The 19,873-nt window shown below is 45.5% G+C and carries 23 protein-coding genes; 2 read left to right on the plus strand and 21 right to left on the minus strand.

What is annotated here, in order from left to right:
- Positions 1-16: 16 nt before the first annotated feature.
- From ccmE to ccmA, 5 genes are read right to left on the minus strand one after another with little or no spacing between them, the layout of a single operon-like run.
- On the minus strand, positions 17-442 hold the full coding sequence (gene ccmE / locus ACUM5Y_RS02185) for a cytochrome c maturation protein CcmE (protein WP_445975666.1): 426 nt from the start codon (positions 440-442) through the stop codon (positions 17-19).
- A gap of 6 nt (positions 443-448) precedes the next feature.
- Complete coding sequence (gene ccmD, locus ACUM5Y_RS02190; protein ID WP_445975208.1) at positions 449-616, minus strand: heme exporter protein CcmD; 168 nt, start codon at positions 614-616, stop codon at positions 449-451.
- Positions 606-1,352, minus strand: coding sequence for a heme ABC transporter permease (locus tag ACUM5Y_RS02195; protein ID WP_445975209.1), 747 nt, complete (start codon positions 1,350-1,352; stop codon positions 606-608). The genes ccmD and ACUM5Y_RS02195 overlap by 11 nt, the downstream gene beginning before the upstream one ends.
- The gene (gene ccmB / locus ACUM5Y_RS02200) at positions 1,349-2,014 is read right to left on the minus strand and encodes a heme exporter protein CcmB (RefSeq protein ID WP_445975210.1); all 666 of its coding nucleotides are present in this window, start codon (positions 2,012-2,014) and stop codon (positions 1,349-1,351) included. Before ccmB ends, ACUM5Y_RS02195 begins: the two co-directional genes overlap by 4 nt.
- Positions 2,014-2,625 carry a cytochrome c biogenesis heme-transporting ATPase CcmA gene (ccmA, locus tag ACUM5Y_RS02205; protein ID WP_445975211.1) on the minus strand — a complete coding sequence of 204 codons (612 nt, stop codon included), beginning with the start codon at positions 2,623-2,625 and terminating at the stop codon, positions 2,014-2,016. The genes ccmB and ccmA overlap by 1 nt, the downstream gene beginning before the upstream one ends.
- Before the next feature lie 111 nt (positions 2,626-2,736).
- On the opposite strand from ccmA, the gene fliK reads away from it, so the two are divergent.
- Together fliK and ACUM5Y_RS02215 are read left to right on the plus strand one after the other, a co-directional pair.
- Positions 2,737-4,083 (plus strand): flagellar hook-length control protein FliK, encoded by a 1,347-nt coding sequence (gene fliK, locus ACUM5Y_RS02210; RefSeq protein ID WP_445975212.1) that lies wholly within the window; start codon positions 2,737-2,739, stop codon positions 4,081-4,083.
- Positions 4,083-4,328, plus strand: a complete 246-nt coding sequence (locus tag ACUM5Y_RS02215; protein WP_445975213.1) for an EscU/YscU/HrcU family type III secretion system export apparatus switch protein — start codon at positions 4,083-4,085, stop codon at positions 4,326-4,328. The genes fliK and ACUM5Y_RS02215 overlap by 1 nt, the downstream gene beginning before the upstream one ends.
- On the opposite strand, the gene ACUM5Y_RS02220 is transcribed toward ACUM5Y_RS02215, so the two are convergent.
- The 16 genes from ACUM5Y_RS02220 to fliQ form a co-directional block, all read right to left on the minus strand.
- On the minus strand, positions 4,322-4,726 hold the full coding sequence (locus tag ACUM5Y_RS02220) for a DUF2802 domain-containing protein (protein WP_445975214.1): 405 nt from the start codon (positions 4,724-4,726) through the stop codon (positions 4,322-4,324). The genes ACUM5Y_RS02215 and ACUM5Y_RS02220 overlap by 7 nt on opposite strands.
- A 22-nt stretch (positions 4,727-4,748) precedes the next feature.
- Complete coding sequence (locus ACUM5Y_RS02225) at positions 4,749-5,240, minus strand: chemotaxis protein CheW (protein ID WP_445975667.1); 492 nt, start codon at positions 5,238-5,240, stop codon at positions 4,749-4,751.
- 31 nt (positions 5,241-5,271) lie between these two features.
- A complete protein-coding gene (locus ACUM5Y_RS02230) occupies positions 5,272-6,282 on the minus strand; it encodes a chemotaxis protein CheW (RefSeq protein WP_445975215.1) in 1,011 nt (336 codons plus the stop codon).
- Positions 6,283-6,288: 6 nt separating this feature from the next.
- The gene (locus ACUM5Y_RS02235; protein ID WP_445975216.1) at positions 6,289-7,065 is read right to left on the minus strand and encodes a ParA family protein; all 777 of its coding nucleotides are present in this window, start codon (positions 7,063-7,065) and stop codon (positions 6,289-6,291) included.
- Positions 7,066-7,133: 68 nt separating this feature from the next.
- Complete coding sequence (locus ACUM5Y_RS02240; protein ID WP_445975217.1) at positions 7,134-7,967, minus strand: flagellar motor protein MotB; 834 nt, start codon at positions 7,965-7,967, stop codon at positions 7,134-7,136.
- Positions 7,960-8,697 carry a flagellar motor protein gene (locus tag ACUM5Y_RS02245; RefSeq protein WP_445975218.1) on the minus strand — a complete coding sequence of 246 codons (738 nt, stop codon included), beginning with the start codon at positions 8,695-8,697 and terminating at the stop codon, positions 7,960-7,962. The genes ACUM5Y_RS02240 and ACUM5Y_RS02245 overlap by 8 nt, the downstream gene beginning before the upstream one ends.
- Positions 8,697-9,761: a protein-glutamate methylesterase/protein-glutamine glutaminase gene (locus ACUM5Y_RS02250; protein WP_445975219.1), complete on the minus strand. Its 1,065-nt coding sequence runs from the start codon at positions 9,759-9,761 to the stop codon at positions 8,697-8,699. Before ACUM5Y_RS02250 ends, ACUM5Y_RS02245 begins: the two co-directional genes overlap by 1 nt.
- Before the next feature lie 28 nt (positions 9,762-9,789).
- Positions 9,790-12,051, minus strand: a complete 2,262-nt coding sequence (locus ACUM5Y_RS02255; protein ID WP_445975220.1) for a chemotaxis protein CheA — start codon at positions 12,049-12,051, stop codon at positions 9,790-9,792.
- Between the two features lie 12 nt (positions 12,052-12,063).
- Complete coding sequence (locus ACUM5Y_RS02260; RefSeq protein WP_445975221.1) at positions 12,064-12,846, minus strand: protein phosphatase CheZ; 783 nt, start codon at positions 12,844-12,846, stop codon at positions 12,064-12,066.
- A 9-nt stretch (positions 12,847-12,855) separates the two neighbouring features.
- A complete protein-coding gene (locus tag ACUM5Y_RS02265; protein WP_445975222.1) occupies positions 12,856-13,236 on the minus strand; it encodes a chemotaxis response regulator CheY in 381 nt (126 codons plus the stop codon).
- A gap of 55 nt (positions 13,237-13,291) precedes the next feature.
- A complete protein-coding gene (locus ACUM5Y_RS02270; protein WP_445975223.1) occupies positions 13,292-14,029 on the minus strand; it encodes an RNA polymerase sigma factor FliA in 738 nt (245 codons plus the stop codon).
- Between the two features lie 101 nt (positions 14,030-14,130).
- On the minus strand, positions 14,131-15,438 hold the full coding sequence (flhF, locus tag ACUM5Y_RS02275; protein ID WP_445975224.1) for a flagellar biosynthesis GTPase FlhF: 1,308 nt from the start codon (positions 15,436-15,438) through the stop codon (positions 14,131-14,133).
- A 99-nt stretch (positions 15,439-15,537) separates the two neighbouring features.
- A complete protein-coding gene (flhA, locus tag ACUM5Y_RS02280; RefSeq protein WP_445975225.1) occupies positions 15,538-17,655 on the minus strand; it encodes a flagellar biosynthesis protein FlhA in 2,118 nt (705 codons plus the stop codon).
- A 36-nt stretch (positions 17,656-17,691) separates the two neighbouring features.
- Positions 17,692-18,828, minus strand: a complete 1,137-nt coding sequence (gene flhB / locus ACUM5Y_RS02285) for a flagellar biosynthesis protein FlhB (protein ID WP_445975226.1) — start codon at positions 18,826-18,828, stop codon at positions 17,692-17,694.
- Positions 18,821-19,603 carry a flagellar biosynthetic protein FliR gene (gene fliR / locus ACUM5Y_RS02290; protein WP_445975227.1) on the minus strand — a complete coding sequence of 261 codons (783 nt, stop codon included), beginning with the start codon at positions 19,601-19,603 and terminating at the stop codon, positions 18,821-18,823. Before fliR ends, flhB begins: the two co-directional genes overlap by 8 nt.
- The gene (gene fliQ / locus ACUM5Y_RS02295) at positions 19,603-19,872 is read right to left on the minus strand and encodes a flagellar biosynthesis protein FliQ (protein WP_445975228.1); all 270 of its coding nucleotides are present in this window, start codon (positions 19,870-19,872) and stop codon (positions 19,603-19,605) included. Before fliQ ends, fliR begins: the two co-directional genes overlap by 1 nt.
- Position 19,873 lies beyond the last annotated feature (1 nt).

A 19,873-nucleotide genomic window follows, 5' to 3' on the forward strand; every position in this document is an offset into this window, starting at 1 on the left:
CAAATATAACAAAATTTTATTGCGCTGCTTGTAAAGCGTCAGTGACTTCTGGGGGCATGTAGTTTTCATCGTGCTTGGCTAATACTTGCTCCGCCTCTAACACCCCCTCTTTTGTTAACACGCCTTGAGCCACAATGCCCTGCCCTTCGCGAAAAAGATCCGGCAGTATACCCTGATAACGAATGCTAAGCTGGTGCTTAAAATCGGTTACCTCAAAGCTGACTTTCAAACTGTGGGGGTCGCGCTGCACACTGCCCTCAACCACCATACCTCCCGCCCGAATATTGGTATTAAGCGGTGCTTCACCTTGATGTATTTGGCTAGGTGAGTAAAACAAATTGATGTTTTGCTGCAAAGCATAAAGCACAGCACTCACCGCCCCAGCCAAAACCAATAACATCAACAATAGGGTTAATAAGCGTTTCTTTCTGGCACCTTGCATGGGCATTTAATCTCTTAGGTATCGTTGGCGGAGTTCGGCTCGAACCTTTCGTCCTTTAAGGACACTACGCAGGGTTATAACAGCAATAGCGACAAAACTGATCCCATAAGCAGACCAGACATAAGCCCCATAGTTCCCCATCGCCAAAAAGGCGGTCAACGAATCAAACGCCATTACTCAACACCTCTTGTTTCACCCAACTGGCCTTGTGTTCATTCAATAACACTTGTGTCTGCATACGCCACAAGGTTAGGCCGGCCACGAATAGATACATACCTAAGATTGAAATCACTAAGGGCAGCCACATTTCCATGGGCATGGTGGGCTTTTCGATAAGCGATAACGACGCAGGTTGATGCAGAGTGTTCCACCATTCAACTGAGTATTTAATGATGGGCAGATTGATCAAACCAACCAGACTTAACACCGCAGCGGCTTTGTTCGCTAACGTCTTTTCTTCAAGGCTGTTTTGCAGCGCAATCACGCCCATATAGAGGATCCACAATAACAGCACAGAGGTTAAGCGTGCATCCCACACCCACCAAGTTCCCCATGTAGGCTTACCCCAAATGGACCCGGTCACCAAGGCAAGCAGCGCCATTAGGGCGCCAATGGGTGCGACGGCTTGAATGAATACCGCGGCCATCTTCATTTGCCAAACAAGAAAAACCAGCCCAGCGATGCCCATGGCAAGATAACAAGACTGTGCCAACATAGCAGCAGGCACATGGATGTACATAATTCGGTAACTGTCGCCCTGCTGATAATCGCTGGGGGCAAAACCTAACCCCCAAGCAAGTGCCAACACACTGCACACTAGACCACTATAGAATACAGGCGTGGCAAATCGCTTACTGAGGGCATAAAAGTATTTGGGTGAGCCTAACTTATGAAACCACAGCCAACTCATGACGCTAAACTCGCTCTAAGGGAAATTGCCGTTAACAAGGGTGAAATCACTAAACTAAAAAGCGATATGGCTAATAAAATGGCCAATGGTGCACTAGGATCTAGACCCGCCTGTTGCGCTTTTATGGCCCCAGTGGCAAACACTAGAACTGGTAAATAAAAGGGCAAGATAAGTAATAACATTAAAAGCGCACTTTGCCGCAAGGTTAGGGTTAAACCTGCGGCGATTGAACCAATTAAAAACAAACTGGGGCTACCAAACAACAAACTCAACAACACAACGACTAAGCTATCCGTCGGTAAAAACAACATATAACCGAGCAAGGGTGTGATCAATAATAAAGGGATGAGAGTCGCCAGCCAATGTATCACCACTTTCAATAACATCAACCAAGCAAAGGACAAACCGCTCACCGCCAACTGCTCTAAGCTACCGTCATGGAAATCGCTTTTAAACAAACCATCCACCACCATCAACACCGCCAGTAAGGTTGCGCACCATACTATGCCTCCTGCAGCGGGCGCTAAAAAGGCTTCCTCAGAACTAACTCCAAGCGGAAACAGCAGGCTGACCATGACAAAAAACAGCAAGGCATTTAATAAGCTTTGCTTGTTACGATACAAGGCCAAGCACTCATACTTTGCAAAACTTAGATACGTCATTATGAAAGCTCCACTTGGCGAGGCGTGAAGCTCACAGGAGCCTGATGGCTGGTCAACAAGAGTATGCCGCCGTTTGCTAGGTGTTGTTGCATCAAGTTTTCTAAGGCGGCAATCGCCTGAACATCGAGAGCGGTATAGGGCTCATCCAGCAACCAGAGTGTTTTTTCGGATAAGACTAACCGGCACAAGGCGACCTTTCTTGCTTGCCCTGCCGATAATTTTTTAATCGGAGAATGCACAAACTCAGCTAACGCAAAAACGTCCAGGGCAGACATAATCTCGGCAGAGCTGGTGTTAGGAGCGTAATAGCGCAGGTTTTCCTCTACCGTTAAAGTGGGTTTAAGCCCTGTGCTGTGGCCAATATAGAGTGTCTGTTCGAGCATTTCCTGCCGAGAAAGCATGACCTTATTTAAGCAATATTCAATGTCACCTTCGACTAAATTGATCAGGCCTAAAATGGCTTTCAGCAGAGAGCTTTTGCCAACACCATTTTCTCCCACCACACGCACGGCTTCGCCCCCTTGAAGGGTTAGGCAAAAATCTTGGCATAGGTATCGCTCTGCACGTTCAAGCCAGACATTTTTTAACGTTAAAGATGCGGGTGATTGCAAAAGGTTTATCCATTAAGGCCGATAACATACCTAACTTAAGCAAGTAGGTGTTTAAACACGCCTATTATATGAGAAACTTTCTTAAATAACGAATCAGCAGGCAGAGCGGAGATGATCTCAAAGATACAGTCAATGTTAGCTCAGGGCAAAGCCACGAATCTGCTCAACAGCGCCGGGGCTACTGCTGGTACCGTTATTGATAAGTTATCTCAAGATACAAAACTGCTATCACCTTCCAGCAAGATTCAGCTGCAAGCTATTGAAACACTCAATTCCCAAGGTAAGAATACGCAACTCATCAGCGCCAGAGATAGTCAAAACAGACCTTTCACCATCATCAATAGCGGCACACCCATTTCATTAGATAAACAAAGCAATGGCCAATTGACTCGTTTGTCGGCGAATCAAGCCAGCTTACAAACACAGGATGGCACGCAGCGACAAAACGTCACCCTTGGCTCGAGAATTACGACTATGACGGTGGTGGATACCCCTAAGCCATCCGCTTCAGGCTATACAGTGCAAGTATCTGATGGTGAGCAAATTTTCACCCTAGAAAGCCAACAAAAACTGACCAAAGGCGATAGTCTGCGCGTCATGGTTGATGGCAACAACCAGCTGCAAGTATTGCCAAACAAACTTACCAACCCACTGCAAGCGGCACAGTTAGAGGCTTTAAAGCTAAGTCTTCCGAAACAGCTGACAGCACAAGGTATGGCGGATTTGATCAGCCAACTGCAAAACCTTAACAATAGTGCAAACCAGCTAACACCAAAAGCCCAGCAGGCCTTGAGTCAATTATTACAACATTTGCCCAGTATCGAGAAGTTAACCGCTTCCCCCGAAGCCATGAAACAAGCGGTGCAAGCCAGCGGTGTTTTTACTGAGTCTCTGTTAAAACAGCAACACCCTCAACTTAATGCTGATTTGAAGCTCAACCTGATGCGCTTAAATCAAGTAGCGACAGAGCAACAAACAACTAACCTAAGGTTGCCAACCGAACAGATTGCCAATGCCATAGAAAGGCTCACCACAGGACAACTCAGACACTTGAGCGATGTAGGTAACAGCCAGAGCCAAGTTTTTCCTTTGCACATAGAGTTGCCCATCAAAGAGCTGGGCAGCCAACATTTGGTTAAGTTAGACATTGATCAAGACTCAGCTGACCAAGAGATTAAACCTCACCTAAGACGTTGGCTGGTTAAGCTGCAGTTTGATTTGGAGCAAACGGGTAGGTTCGATGCCAGAGCGGCCATTCAAGGTAATAAAGTCAGCGTCATGTTTGCCGCGGAAGAAGCCGCCACCCAACGCCTGCTACAAAACAACATGACGGAACTAAAGCAAAAATTGATGGAAAGAGACATAGAAGTCACGCGACTTGAATCTTTTCAAGCCAAGCTAACCGCCCAAGACAAAGCGCCGTCTCAGGGACCCGCGTTAATAGATGTGAGAAGTTGATGAAAAAAGCCGTCGCTTTAAAATATGATTATCAAGCTGCCCCTACGGTAAGCGCAAAAGGCAATGGCCTGCTGGCGGAACGCATTATGGAGATCGCTCAGGATAATGATGTATTGATACATCACAGCCCGGAGCTGGTTGAACTATTAAGCGGTTTAGAGTTGGGAGATGAGATACCCGAAGCACTCTATTTAGCGGTGGCAGAAATTATCGCTTTTGCCCATAAAATCAATGGGCATCAGTGATAATCCGAATTACGGCGAGACTCTTTCTTTAGCAAACTGATCAACTCAGCTTCGGCACGAATAAGGCCACATTTAGACACTAGATCGTCTACCGTCGCCCCCATTTCCAGCAACTCCATGGCACGATTATAGGAAACATTGCCTTCTTTGGATAAAATTTCCGTTTGGCGCTCTACGGCCATATTCAGTTTTTTCTCTATTGCTACTAAACGCCGCCCCATGCCAATGGAACCCGACGCCAAAACCTGCACTTGTTTCTTTTGATTGATGTCTGCTTCTTGATATTTTTTGTCAGCCGCTTTAAGGCGCTTAGACAAGCGCAGCGCCCAAACAGCAAGGGCGATCAACGCCACAAACTGCAAAATCAACAACAAGTTAAATAGCCATTGGGATTCCATTAAACAACACTACCTTGCAACATTATAATGAGCCGACTTCAGACCACTCATCTTCTGACAACAATCTATCGAGATCAACCAGAATAAGCAGTGTATCGTTTTTATGACAAACCCCTTGAATAAACTTAGAAGATTCATCGTTGCCCACACTCGGTGAAATCTCAATTTCAGACTGACGTAGGTAAACCACTTCAGAAACCGCGTCCACCAAGATACCGATCACATGGCCCTCTACTTCTAGAATCATGATGCGTGTGGCATCGGTGATTTCACCAGAAGGTAGATCGAAGCGCTGACAGGTATCAATAACGGTCACCACGGTACCACGTAAATGAATAATACCCAGTACAAACTTTGGTGCTCCCGGTACTGGGGCAATTTCTGAATAACGCAGCACCTCTTTCACCTGCATGACATTAATGCCATAAATTTCATTTTCTAATCGGAAGGTTACCCATTGCAACATAGGGTCTTCGGATTGATTGCCACTTTTCAATGCTACGCTCGTATTCATCATTAGCCTCCAGGATTACCATAGGACTGTATTACTTTTTAGAAAGCGCCTTGAAGCCATTACTTGGGTCTTCTAGCAGCTCAATAAAACCTTGAATATCCAAAATTGCACACATGTGCTCAATTACTGTTCCAGCCAACCAAGGCCTTTTACTTCTGTCTGTTCGCCATTTTACTTGCCCAGGCTCTAAACTAATGGCCTCAGCAACTTTTTCACAAGCGATACCCCAGTCTGTTCTATCTAGCTGAATGACAAACTGGAAATGATCTTTTAATTCCCCTTGGTAATGATCTGGCATTACCCAACGAGCGGTATCCACTGTACGAATATTTTGATCCTGAAGCTTCAACACTCCCATAAACCAATCAGGTTGACCGAAAATAGACGCCAACTTTTCATGATTACCTTGATGGATACCACCAAGCTCAACTAAGGGCACTGCCATTTTCAAGCCACCCACATAGAATAACAAACATTCAAAGCGGCTTTTTGCCCAAGGCAGCGGCTCTGTTTTTGCCAACTTAGGTTGAACAAGCGGTTCTTGGCATGTTTCCAAGGATTGCTGATCATTTATAGCGTCTTCTACCTGAGATGAAGGTTCCGCTAACGCTTCAACAGGTAATGACTCTTCCACCTCTCTAGCCGCTTCAGCAAGTTCTTCAGTATCTGTTGCAACAGCCATCTCTGCATCAGATTCTTCTACTTCAGATTTTTCTACTTCAGGTTCTTCGTTTACTGGCTCTTCGACTTCAACCTCTAGCTCAACGCCTAGATTGGTCGTATCGGTTTCCGTTGATGTAGGCTCTGTCGTAGCGATCGGTTCAGCAGCTTCAGAGATTATTTCATCTGGGCTTTTTACTTGCGAATCGAATGCTATTTCGGACTTAGTTTCAGCAGTATTTAATGCTTCTTGCTCTGCTTGTTGCTCAGAGTCACTCTCTATTGCTTGGTTAGTCGCATCTTGTAATAAATCATCCAAGTATTGCTGCAAAGCTGCCTGAGGGCCAATCAATACGTCATCTTGGTGCTTGGTATCTTTCATAACTGTTTAGGGTCTCACTGGGGTTAGTAAAGACGCCAATAAATCACCGTAGGCTTTTATACCGCGAGCATTTGAATCTAAAGCCGATGGGGCAATGCCTGCGGTACTTGCATCGCGCAATTTGGTGTCTACTGGGATAACGGAATCCCACACTAATTCTTCATACGTATCTTTTAAGCTTCGCAAACTTTTAGTGGACGCTTGTGTTCGTTTATCAAACAGCGTCGGCACAATGGTATAGGGAACAGGGCGTTTGCGCGCACGGTTTATCATGGTTAGGGTGCGCACCATTCGTTCCAAACCTTTAATGGCCAAAAACTCTGTTTGCACAGGAATGACCAATTGCTGACAAGCAGCCAAAGCGTTGATCATCAATACACCGAGCACTGGTGGGCTATCAATTAACACATAGTCATAACTGTCCCACAAAATAGCAAGGCTTTTGGAAATGACCAAACCCATACCACCTTGCGCTTGAGCATGACGTTCAAGGGTAGCAAGAGCGGTTGAAGCGGGTAGTAAAGATAAATTCGGGTGGCCTGTTTCTAGAACTAAGGATGGCGGCAGGTCTGCAGGGATTTTCCCAGCCACCTGAAACAAATCATAAGCACTGTGCTCTATTGAGTCTGGGTCAAATCGAAAGTAGCTGGTGAGCGAGCCATGAGGGTCCAAATCAATCATCAAGACACGATGACCAGCGTCAGCTAATAAGCCAGCTAGGCTAACGACCGTGGTTGTTTTCCCCACGCCACCTTTTTGATTCGCCACTGCCCAAATGTGCACTCAATTTCCCCTGCTCTGTTTTCCGTTATTTTGCCTAAAAATCCTTAACAATCATATACAGTAACCGACTAATTAAACAAGTAATCGTGCAGATTAACCGCTTCTTGCTTACTTATTCTTAAAACAACCCGACGGTTCTGCTGACGAGAGTATTCGTTAGTGTTGCGCACTTTAGGATTGGTACTGGAAAAACCAATAGGAGCGACGGTATTTGGGTCCATTCCTCGATAGACTAACTCTTCTACCACAGAGGCAGAGCGCAAGCTTGATAAATGCCAATTGGAAATCAATCGATCCGAGGAAACAGGCAAATCATCCGTATCCCCTTCTACCAAGACGACCGAGGGGTAACGTTGCAAAATCACCGCAATCTGCATCAATAAAGCCACTGCTTCATTACTTAACTCATACTCGCCACTGCCAAATAACAAGTTGGATTTAAGCTCTAGATTGACCCAGTTAGCGGATTCAGTAATGGCTATTTGACCACTGGCCTGCAAACCCTGATATTGACTTTCAATGACTTGATTAAGCATGGTAAAAACATTAGAAGGCACATCGGCAGCAACAGGTTCTTCTTCTACCAATGGCGCAGCAGGAGGAATAGGGGGAGCTTCTACTGCATCATCCGTCTGAGGCTCGCCAATAACAGGTTCGCCGATATTGATAGGTTTCACCGACAGCTGTACGGCATCAAACACACCGTTCAAAGTCTCGGTGAGCTTTTTACTGTCACCGGCATTTTTCAAAGACAATGAATAGAGAGCAACAAAGAAAGCAAACAAAAGGGTAATAAAATCCGCATAGGAAAGGATCCAACGATCTTTACCCTGCCCTTCAGGAGGCGCGCTGTCTGGTTGCCCTCGACGGCGCCGATTGCCTCTTGAAGCACCGCTACTCATAGGCGTATAGCTCTACTTCTAGGCGCTGAGGGTGTTTACCCGTCGCGATACCATGAATACCATCAATCATTAGCTGGTGGAAAAGCAATTCTTTATCGATATAACCTTTCAGCTTTTTCGCTATCGGAAACATCACCAAGTTGGCAAAGCCCTGACCATAAAGGGTAGATACAAAAGCGACGGCAATACCATGCCCAAGGGCTTCTGGGCTGTCTAGGTTTGCCATGGCTTGGATAAGACCTAATACCGAACCCATAATCCCCAACGTTGGCGCATAGCCACCAATGGCTTCTAAAAATTCAACACTCACCATACGACGATCACGAATACGCATGGCTTCATCATGCAAACGATCAGCAAGAAGTTCTGGGTCAGCCCCATCAATCGCCATGCGCATTGCGCGGGTAGCAAACATATTATCGAGAAGCGCTATATCGTCTTCAAGGGAAAGGATGGAGCTGCGTCGGCCTTTATTGGATAACGCAATAATTGAGTTTCGAGCAGAGTTGAAGTCGTAAATAGGAGGGAACAGACTCCAACGCATCAACCCCAAGGCTTGCATCGAGTCTTTTATGCTACTCTGGATTAATGTGGCACCGAAACTGCCAATGATCACTATGATGGCTGAGGGCAAATTAAGAAGCAGTACAATTTCGCCACCACCGAGCCAATTGGCAAGAAATACTGAGCTAAATGCTATGATAAGTCCCGCTAAGGTCACTAAATCCATTAGTTCACCTCACGGGCAATGCGTTCACCAATATGTTCTAAGGTAATGATCTCATCCGCCAAATTAGCCTTTTCAACCGCCATCGGCATGCCATAAATAACACAGGACTCTTCACTTTGGATCCACACTTTTGATCCAGAGTTTTTCAGCATTCTAGCGCCTTCACGCCCATCAGAACCCATCCCTGTCATGACCACAGACAACACTTTACCAGGGAAACACTTAGAAGCAGACCCAAAGGTGATATCAACAGAAGGTTTATAATTCAAACGTTCATCTCCATCAAGAATGCGTACACAGCCGCCGTTTCTTGGGTCTACCATCATTTGCTTACCACCTGGGGCCAACAAAGCGACACCCGGCTCTAACTTATCGCCGTCTTTCGCTTCTTTCACTGTGATCTGACAAATGTTATTCAAACGCTCAGCAAATGCCCCCGTAAATGCCGCAGGCATGTGTTGGACAAGCACTAGGGGTACGGAGAAGTCTTTAGGCAATTTACTTAATACTGTTTGCAGGGCCATAGGGCCACCCGTAGAAGTTCCGATCGCCACTAGGCTAATACGCTTACGACTACGCGGAATAATCACCCCGCGTTCCGTCACGATTGGTTTGTGAGCCACCTTTGGCGCTAGGGCTTCCACAGGTCCACGGGAAGAAGACAGGCGAGTTCTTGCGACCGTTAACACCCTATCGACAAGAGCGTGCTTAACAACCGCTGAATCACGAGAAATATCCTCGAAATTCTTTGGCATGAAATCGACCGCACCTGCTTCAAGAGCATCTAGGGTTACTTTCGCCCCTTCATGGGTCAAAGAAGAAAACATCAACACTGGGGTCGGCTTAATCTTCATGATGTTAACCACGGCAGAAATACCATCCAATACTGGCATTTCATAATCCATGGTCACAACATCCGGGGAAAGAGACTGTACTTTCTCAACCGCCTCTTTACCGTTATTCGCCGTGCCGATAACCGTTAGGCGTGGATCTGCCTCAAAGATTTCTGCCAAGCGCCGCCTGAAGAAACCAGAATCATCGACAACTAAAACCTTTACAGGCATAACTCAGACTCCCAGACCATATCAAATTCTATCGCGACGCATAACTTTTTATCATACTTGGAACGTCTAGAATTAACGCAATACGGCCATCACCAGTGATTGTTGCGCCAGATATTCCCACAGTTCCCTGCAGCATTTTACCTAACGGTTTAATCACGACTTCTTCTTGACCAACTAACTGATCAACAACAAAGCCTACTTCGTTAATACCTACCTGAACGACAACCACATGAGCTTCTTCAGGTTGTTCATTGCCACTCGCCCCTTTCACCAACCAGTTTTTCAGGTGGAAGATTGGCAAGGTTTTACCACGAATTACCACTACCTGCTGACCATCGACAATATTGGTCTTCTTGAGGTTTAAGTGGAAAATTTCATTCACACTCACAAGTGGGAAAGCAAAAGCTTGGTCCGCCAGAGTGACCATAAGAGTCGGCATAATCGCCAAGGTTAATGGCACCTTGATGATAAACTGTGAACCTTGTCCTAACACAGACTTGATATCTAGTGTGCCGTTAAGCTGGGATATTTTGGTTTTCACCACATCCATGCCCACACCACGACCAGACACATCTGTAATCTCTACTTTTGTAGAAAAACCCGGTGCAAAGATCAAATTAAAGGCTTCATTGTCAGACAAGCGCTCTGCGGCATCGCTGTCCATCAAGCCTTTTTCCACAGCTTTCTTACGCAGAACATCCGCATCCATACCGGCACCATCATCTTCTATGGATAACAGTATATGATCGCCTTCTTGCTCTGCAGATAGTACTACTCGACCAACACGAGGCTTACCTTTAGCTTCACGAACATCTGGTGTTTCAACACCATGGTCAACGGAATTTCGCACCAAGTGAACTAGGGGATCCGCTAAGGCTTCTACTAAGTTTTTATCTAAATCCGTTTCTTCACCGTGCAACACCAAGTTCACTTCTTTCTTCATGTTACGCGCAAGGTCGCGTACCACTCGTGGGAAGCGGCCAAATACTTTTTTAATTGGCTGCATACGGGTTTTCATTACGGCATTTTGAAGATCGCCGGTTACCACATCTAGGTTGGACACCGCCTTGCCCATTGACTCATCTTCACTTTGTAGGCCAAGGCGCACTAAGCGGTTACGAACAAGTACCAGTTCGCCAACCATATTCATGATGTCGTCAAGACGTTTAGTATCCACTCGCACCGTGGTCTCTTGCACCACAGGCGCATTTGAAGCTTTAGCTTTTGGCGCCAAAGGCTCTTTTGCAGGCTCCGCCGCTTTCGCAGCAGGCTGCGCTTTAGGTGCTGATTTTGGCGCAGCTTTCGGTTTAGGTGCTGGTTTTTCAGCTTTCTTAGGTTCTGCTGCCGCTTTCGGCTCTTCGACTTTTGGCGCCTGCCCTTTACCGTGCAAAGTATCGAGCAAAGACTCAAATTCATCGTCGGTAATAAGGTCGGACTCGCCGCCCTCAGCAGGTTTATCAGTAGGCGTAGCATCAGACGCAGCACTGGTGTCTGCTTTTGTCTCTTCCGGTTTTTTATCTACCCCAGGTGCACTGCCACCATGGAGTTGATTAAGCAAGTCTTCAAATTCATCTTCGGTAATATCATCAGATTCAGCTGGCGCTTTGTCCGCTGCAGGCGTATTGCCTTCCTCAGTAACACCAGGTGCTCCGTTACCGTGTAATTGATCCAATAAGGCATCGAATTCATCTTCGGTAATATCGTCACTGTCTGCGGCAGGCTCTTTGGACGTTTCTTCAGGTGTCTCTTTCGAAGCATTCGTTTCCTCACCTAAAGCATCCAGTAAAGATTCGAATTGGTCATCAGAAATATCAAGATTTTCTTCGTCGCTGGACGCTTCAACTTCTGGCTCAGACGCTTCTTCTTGTGACTCTTCATTGGCCGCCAGTTCTTCTTCGCTTGGCGGCTCTGCATAAGCACTCAGTGCTGAAATAAGCTCAGGGTCGGCACGTTCAGGTTCACCACCGGCACGAACTGTTTCAAACATTTCGTTAACAGAGTCTAGGGCACGTAAAACAATATCCATAAGGTCAGAGTCAATTTGGCGCTGACCATTACGTAGAATATCAAATACGTTTTCGGCATAGTGACAGCAATCAACCAAAGCGGTTAATTGTAAAAATCCGGCCCCACCTTTGACTGTGTGAAAGCCTCGGAAGATAGCATTCAGTAAAGGTTTGTCATCTGGGTTTTGCTCTAGATCAACCAGCTGTTCAGATAGCTGCTCTAGTATTTCACCTGCTTCTACTAAAAAATCTTGTAGAATTTCTTCATCGACCTCGAAACTCATCCTCAGCCCCTTTTAGAAACCTAAACTCGATAATAAATCATCGACTTCATCTTGGTTATTAAGTACTTCTGGGTTGTCTGCAATATTGATCGCTGGACCATGTCCACGCGTGTCATCGACTTTTTTCTCTTTTACCGTATGTTCCATACCAGAAATACTGTCTACTCGACCCGCCACAGCGACCAAATGAACCAGTTTTTCTTCCACATCATGGATTAAACCGTTCACCTTGGTAATCACTTGTCCGGTAAGGTCTTGGTAACCTTGCTCAAGTAAAATCGTATTAAGATTGGAGTGCAGTGTGGTAGCACTGTCATCTGTATAAGCTAAGAATGCATCGATACGCTTATATAAATCACGGAATTCTTGGGGAGTTAGATCACGTTGGATTAAGCGTCCCCAGTCTTTGCGCAACTCTTTCGCACGAGTTTGCAATTCACTGGCAACAGGTACGCTATCGTCTACCATATCCATGGTTTTATTGGCCGCCGCACTGGTCATTTCAACGACATAGTTGAGTCGATCCGAGGCATCCGTAATGCGTGTTGCTGAATCATCATCTTTATTTACAAGTTCTGCTGAATCAAATTGAAAATCGCGAATGGCATCATGCAAGCTACGCGTTAAGAATCCAACTTCGTTATAAAAACTTTTATGTCGAGCTTCACTCAGCTCTTGGATGATTTTAATCGCACTACCAAAATCGCCTGCCTCAAGATGATTAACAAGATCTGTGGCACCGTTTTTTACTAGGCTTTCAAATTCGCTTATTTCAGACCCCAATTTACCTGACATTTGCCGCCCCTACTTCGTCGCGTCTATGCGTTCAAAAATCTTCTCAATTTTCTCTTTGAGAGCAACAGCCGTAAATGGTTTAACAACGTAACCGTTCACACCAGCTTGCGCCGCTGCAATGATCTGGTCACGCTTAGCCTCAGCGGTTACCATAAGTACTGGGGTACTTTTCAGTTTTTCGTCTGCTCGAACGGCACGTAGCAATTCGATCCCTGTCATACCAGGCATGTTCCAGTCAGTTACTAGGAAGTCTATGCTTCCAGCCTGAAGGATAGGCAATGCAGTGGTACCATCATCCGCTTCTACCGTGTTGGTAAAGCCTAAATCCCTTAACAGATTCTTGATAATTCGTCTCATCGTAGAGAAGTCATCAACAATCAGGATTTTCATATTCTTATCCAATGCAACCTCCATACCCTAAAGGTAATTTTTCACAACTCATAATTTAATCCTGCCAATCACTTAATCGGCTTCTTAATCGCATAGCCGCCTGGCTATGGATTTGGCTAACTCTTGATTCACTGACGCCTAATACAGCACCAATTTCTTTAAGGTTCAACTCATCATTGTAATAAAGCGAAAGAACCATTTTCTCACGTTCAGGTAAGCCATCAATCTCTTTGGCCAATTGCACCTGAAAACCATCATCTTCCGTTAATGAATAAGGTGTATTTTCATGGCTAGAAACAGGCGTATCTAAATTACTGGCATCTGAATCTAGCATTTCTTCGTAGCTAAACAATTGGCTCGACATGGAAGAATGTAAAATATCATGGTATTCGTCGATACCTATCCCCATGTGAGCAGCCACTTCTAAATCTGTTACATCACGGCCGGTTTTAGCTTCTAACTCTTTAATCGCGTTATTTACCGCTCGACCATTACGTCGCACAGAGCGAGGCGCCCAGTCGGATTTGCGCACTTCATCCATGATAGAACCACGGATACGTATGCCGGCATAAGTTTCGAAACTAGCACCCTTGGTAGACTCAAAACGTTTATAGGCTTCAATAAGTCCCATCATGCCCGCTTGAATCAAATCGTCCACATCCACACTGTCTGGCAATCTGGCCAATAGGTGGAAGGCGATTTTTTTCACCAAAAAAGCGTATTGATCTACGATTGCGTCAACCGAGACGGTAGCTTTTTTGTTATAGGTGTTATATCCGTTTTTACTCTGCATAAATGAGTCTTAACGACCTTTTAGTCACAAATAATTTTCATGGCTTTACACAACCTTACTACATAGTCCGCTACTGTGTGTTCGGTAGTAACATAACTTTACTAACTACCGTACTTTAGCGCCCCATACAATTGGTTATAGTGTTCTGCCGTATAAACTGCTCGGCTAATAATATTATGGGCACGGGCAGGTTCGATGTCATCTGGAATACGTTGTCCATCTGCAATATATACAACAGGCAAACCTTCTTCAACTACCACACTAATCGCCTCACCCAATGAAGCCGATTCATCCAGCTTACTCAGCACACAGCCATCAAGCTGGATCTGTGAGTAAACATCGATAACTGTCTTTAGCACTTGGCGCTGACTTGTACAGGGTAAAACCAAGAGTTTTTTAACATTTGCACGGGCTCGTTTCATCATCAGCAATTGGCGTTCTAAATTGGAATCTCTTGGATTCATACCTGCCGTATCAATCAACACTAAAGAATAATTCGCGTATTTCGCTAACACTTCATTTAGGTCAGAATATTCGCTGACGACTTCCACCGCTACGTTCAAAATACGCCCAAAGGTACGCAATTGTTCATGAGCTGCAATTCTGTAGGTATCTGTTGTCACAAGAACAACGCTGTCTGGCCCATGCTTCAGCACATGCTGAGCGGCAATTTTACCAATAGAGGTTGTTTTACCGACCCCAGTTGGTCCCATAAAAGCGATACAACCTTTTAACTCAGAGGCGCTAGAACGTACAGGAATATAGTCAGCCAAATGGGCTAGCAAACGATTCCAATCATCTTCTCGACCTTTGAGATCAATATCATCAAGCAGACGAGAAATAACAAAGTCTGATAAACCCAAGCGAGTTAATTTATCTCGAGCTTGAGCTTCAATAGGATCCACTTTCGCACCACTACTCGCTTGTACCAAGCTTTGACTTTGCTCTAGCATTTCACGAACGCGTAATAGCTCACGTTCCATGTCTTTAAGCTGTTTTGCGTCTTGCTGGTTACGAAGCGAAAGAGCTTCTTCTACGGAAGGGTCTTGATAATCAGGGGGCAAATCAGGCATATCGAATAAAGGCTTGCTGCTAGAGGTTGCAGGCACGGCTTCTTTATCCATTTTTTGCTGTTTAGCACGCTCTATGCGTTCTAAATAATCATCACTCGGACGCGCTCTCTCTTGACTCGGCACATCTCGATTAAGGGAAGTAGGCTCAGGTTTTGCCGATTTGTTAGACGACATACTAGAAGGCAATGATCCGTCATAGTCTAACGCGGCAACAATTTCAATTTCACCAGTAGGCAATCGCTGATTTGACAAAATGACCGCGTCAGGGCCTACCGCATCGCGTACTTTCCGTATCGCTTGCCGCATGTCAGGTGCTCGAAACCGCCTAATCTGCATGAATACTTCAATCCTTCCAGTTTATTTTTCTTACAAATCCATAGCTTACCCGAAAGGATAGGATAAATATAGAGACTAAATCACTCCATTTTGCAGATACTATTGACCAATTACGCCAACCACAGTAATACGTTTATGGTCTGGTACTTCTTGATAAGAAAGCACAGACATATTCACCATGCCATAACGCATGAATCGTGCAAGCATTGGGCGAATCGGCGCAGAAACAATCAATATTGGCGTATTACCCATTGCTTCTTGCTGTTCCGCAGATTGTTTGAGAGAAGCTTGCAATTGCTCTGCCATCTGCGGCTCCAATATAAGCGCTTCTTCATTTTTAATGCCAGACTGCTGACTTTGCTGAACTGTCTGCATTAACATTTTTTCAAGCTGCGGCTCTAAGGTTAGGACAGGGATTTCTTCAGCCCCTTCCGCTAAGGTTTGTATGATCAAACGCGACAAGGCCGTGCGCACTGCCGCTGTGAGAATCATAGGGTCCTGAGTTTTGGGCTGCACACCCATAATGGCTTCCGCTACCGTACGCATATCACGCAACGGTACACCTTCAATCAATAGATTCTGCAAGACTTTCAATAGCACGTTCAGGGGAACGGTATTTGGAACCAGCTCTTCAGCAAGTTTTGGATTATATTGTTTAAGCAAACCAAGCAACTGCTGCACTTCATCATGACCGATCAGTTCATAAGCATGCTTATGCATGATCTGGTTAATATGGGTCGCCACAACCGTGCTCACATCCACCACAGTGTATCCGTAGGTTTGCGCTTGATCGCGTTTTTTGGGGTCAATCCACACGGCATCTAAACCAAAAGACGGGTCTTTGCCGGCAATACCATCCACTTTACCGAACACCTGCCCTGGGTCTATGGCCAAGTCTTTATCAGGGTGTACTTCTGCCTCGGCTAAGCTAACCCCCATCAGGGTCACCCGATAGGCATTTGGCATCAAGTCAAGGTTGTCACGAATATGCACACTAGGCACCAGAAAGCCTAAGTCCTGAGAAAGCTTGCGTCTCACCCCTTTTATTCGTGCGAGCAGTTCACCACCTTGACCTTTATCCACCAAAGGAATGAGTCGATAACCCACTTCTAGTCCCAGCATGTCTACTGGAGCTACATCGTCCCAACTCAAATCTTTCACTTCTGGGGCTGGAGCATTACTTGAGGAAGACTTAGCACTGGATTTAACCCCCTGCTTAGCTTTCTGTTTTTTACGATACTCAAGGAAGTAAGCTAAACCACCGATACAAGCTGCAAGAGATAGGAATGACAAATGGGGCATACCTGGCACTATCCCCATGATCGCCATAACACCAGCCGCCACATACAAGGCCTTTGGTGAGCCAAACATCTGGCTAACCACTTGTGTGCCCATGTCACCCGTTTCATTTACTCGGGTAACCATTATCGCCGCAGCAGTAGACAGCATGAGAGACGGTAACTGAGCCACAAGACCGTCACCAATGGTTAACAGTGAGTAACGCTCAATCGCCTCAGTAAAGGATAAATCATGTTGCGCCATACCAATGGCTAATCCACCGATAATATTGATCCCTAGAATCAACAACCCCGCAATAGCGTCCCCTTTCACAAATTTAGAGGCACCGTCCATGGACCCATAAAACTCTGCTTCAGATGATATTTCAATACGGCGTTGCTTCGCCTGATCCGCATCTATCATGCCAGCGTTAAGATCTGCGTCGATGGCCATTTGCTTACCGGGCATGGCATCCAAGGTAAAACGAGCACTAACTTCCGAGATACGCCCCGCACCCTTGGTCACCACCGCAAAGTTGATGATCATTAAAATGGCAAACACCACAAAACCAACAACATAGTTACCACCAATTACCACCTCACCAAAGGCTTCGATAACCTTACCCGCCGCATCGCCCCCTTCGTGGCCATTCAGCAAGACCACACGAGTCGAGGCCACATTTAGGGCCAAACGCATTAAGGTTGACACCAGCAATACGGTAGGAAAGACAGCAAAATCTAACGGCCGCATGGAATAAATAGCAACCAAAAGCACAACAATCGCCAAGGCGATATTGAAGGTAAAGAGAACATCCAGCAGAAAAGCCGGAATTGGCAAGATCATCATTGCTAACAATGACAACAGCAAAATAGGAATACCTAGATTGCCACTAAAAATACTTTGAACTTGCCCAGCCACACGATTGCGGTCAAAAATCACAAAAAACCTCTAAAAAAACACTCAGCAAACACACAATTACTGCCCATCCCACTGATACTCTGCAGGAACTTCTAAATCTGGCATACCATTTGGAGCCGTCGCTCCGTAACGAGCATTTCTTAATTGATAAACATACGCTAGTAATTGCGCGACAACTTTAAACAAACCTTCGGGGATTTCATCACCAATTTCAGTGTGATGATAAATCGCACGGGCCAACTCGGGAGATTGTACTACAGGTATATCATAGTGGTTGGCAACTTCCCTTATTTTTAATGCAATAAAGTCGCCACCTTTGGCCAGCATCACCGGAGCAGAGCCACCTTTTTGATCGTATTTTAATGCCACCGAAAAGTGTGTCGGGTTGGTGATGATCACATCGGCGTCTGGCACATCTGCCATCATGCGGTTCATGGCGGCTTGACGCTGTAATTGACGAATACGCCCCCTTACCTGCGGGTCACCTTCTTGCTGCTTGTACTCATCCTTTACTTCTTGCTTGGTCATCTTGAGCTTTTCTTTGTGTGACCAAATTTGGAACGGCACATCAATGGCCGCGATCAACAAGAGTGCCAAGGAAACAAATACAAAGGACCAAATCACCATATCAATACCATGAGCAATAGCCTGCTCAATCGACTGAAAGGTTAACCCTAAAGACTCGGCCAAAAAATAGTTGATAACAATAACCGACACCAAAGCCACCAACAGCACTTTGGCAATCGATTTTAATAACTCAACCAAGGATTGGGCCGAAAACATTCTTTTCAAACCGGCAATGGGGCTCAGCTTGCTCAATTTAGGAAGGAGTGGCTCCCAAGAAAAATTCAGTCCACCGAGAGCAATACTGCCGATAATACCCGCTGCGGCAAGTACCGCCATGAGCAGCACCATGGAATCCATGATCGCCACAATAGATTCATACAGATGGAATACCATACGACTTAGATCGAACAGATCTTCCCGCTCAATCACAAAGTTGAAATCAAACAGTATGGCAAGATCTCTCACCAATAAGGTCCCCGTGCCGTACAAGGTCGCCGCCGCCACTATCAGCAATAAAGCCGAACTTAAATCTTTCGATCTGGGTAAATTACCTTTATTTCGTGCATCTTGTAATTTTTTACTACTGGCACTTTCCGTTTTTTCACTACCGTCTTCGTTTTCAGCCATCCAAACGAATCCCCCATGTAGTTTTTAACCAATCTATTATTTCATCAAAAAATAACAAATAGATATCTAAGAAGTCTTCCAGCATGATCCAGAAAAAGAACAAGGAAAACAACATAATTATAGGGAAACCCAAGGCGAATATGTTGAGTTGCGGAGAAGCTTTGGCCACCACACCAAAGGAGAGGTTAATGACCAGCACAGCTATGGCTAGGGGCAAAACAATCAACAAGGCTTTTTCAAACATCCAGCCACCTAACAGCACCAACTGCCAATAATGCTGGCTGTCGAAGCCCTGACCTATGGGCCAATAGTTAAAGCTTTCAACCAGATATTCCATTACCACAAGGTGGCCGTTCGTGCCTAAAAAGGCCAACGCCACCATGGAAAGGTAATATTGCCCAAGGGTCGCAACAGAGACCCCATTAGCAGGGTCGTTTGACATAGCAAAACCAAGACCGGCCTTCATGGCCGCAAGCTGCCCAGCTAGAGCAAACAACTGAAAAAGAATGGTAATAACGAACCCTAACGCAAAACCTATCACCAGCTGTTCAGCGATTAAGACCACGTAGGCGGGAGAAATAGGGTCGTAAGCAGGCACAGTCACCAGGGGTGTCACTATGACCGAAATCAAAAAAGCATAAGCAATACGAGCTCTGGCGTTAACCAGCTGGCTACCGAACAGCGGTAAAGCCATCAGAAAGGCACCAATGCGAAAAAACGGCAGTAAAAAGCTTATGGTTAAATTAAGGAGTTGATCGGGGTTAAGCTCAAGCATCAGCCAATGATCATCGGAATGTTAATAAACAAAGCCGTTGTGAAGTCTATTAGCTCAGTCAAAATCCAAGGGCCTAATTGCATAATAACCAAAATCGTGACAATCAAACGGGGCAAAAATGAGAGGGTTTGTTCGTTAATTTGCGTGGCCGCTTGAAACACACTCACCACCAAGCCCACTAACAAACTGGGCAGCATAACGGCACCTACGATCAGTACGATCAGGTAAAAACCTTGCCCATATAGGTCTAATACTACTTGTGGATCCATA

Source organism: Marinomonas dokdonensis (genome assembly GCF_052747885.1).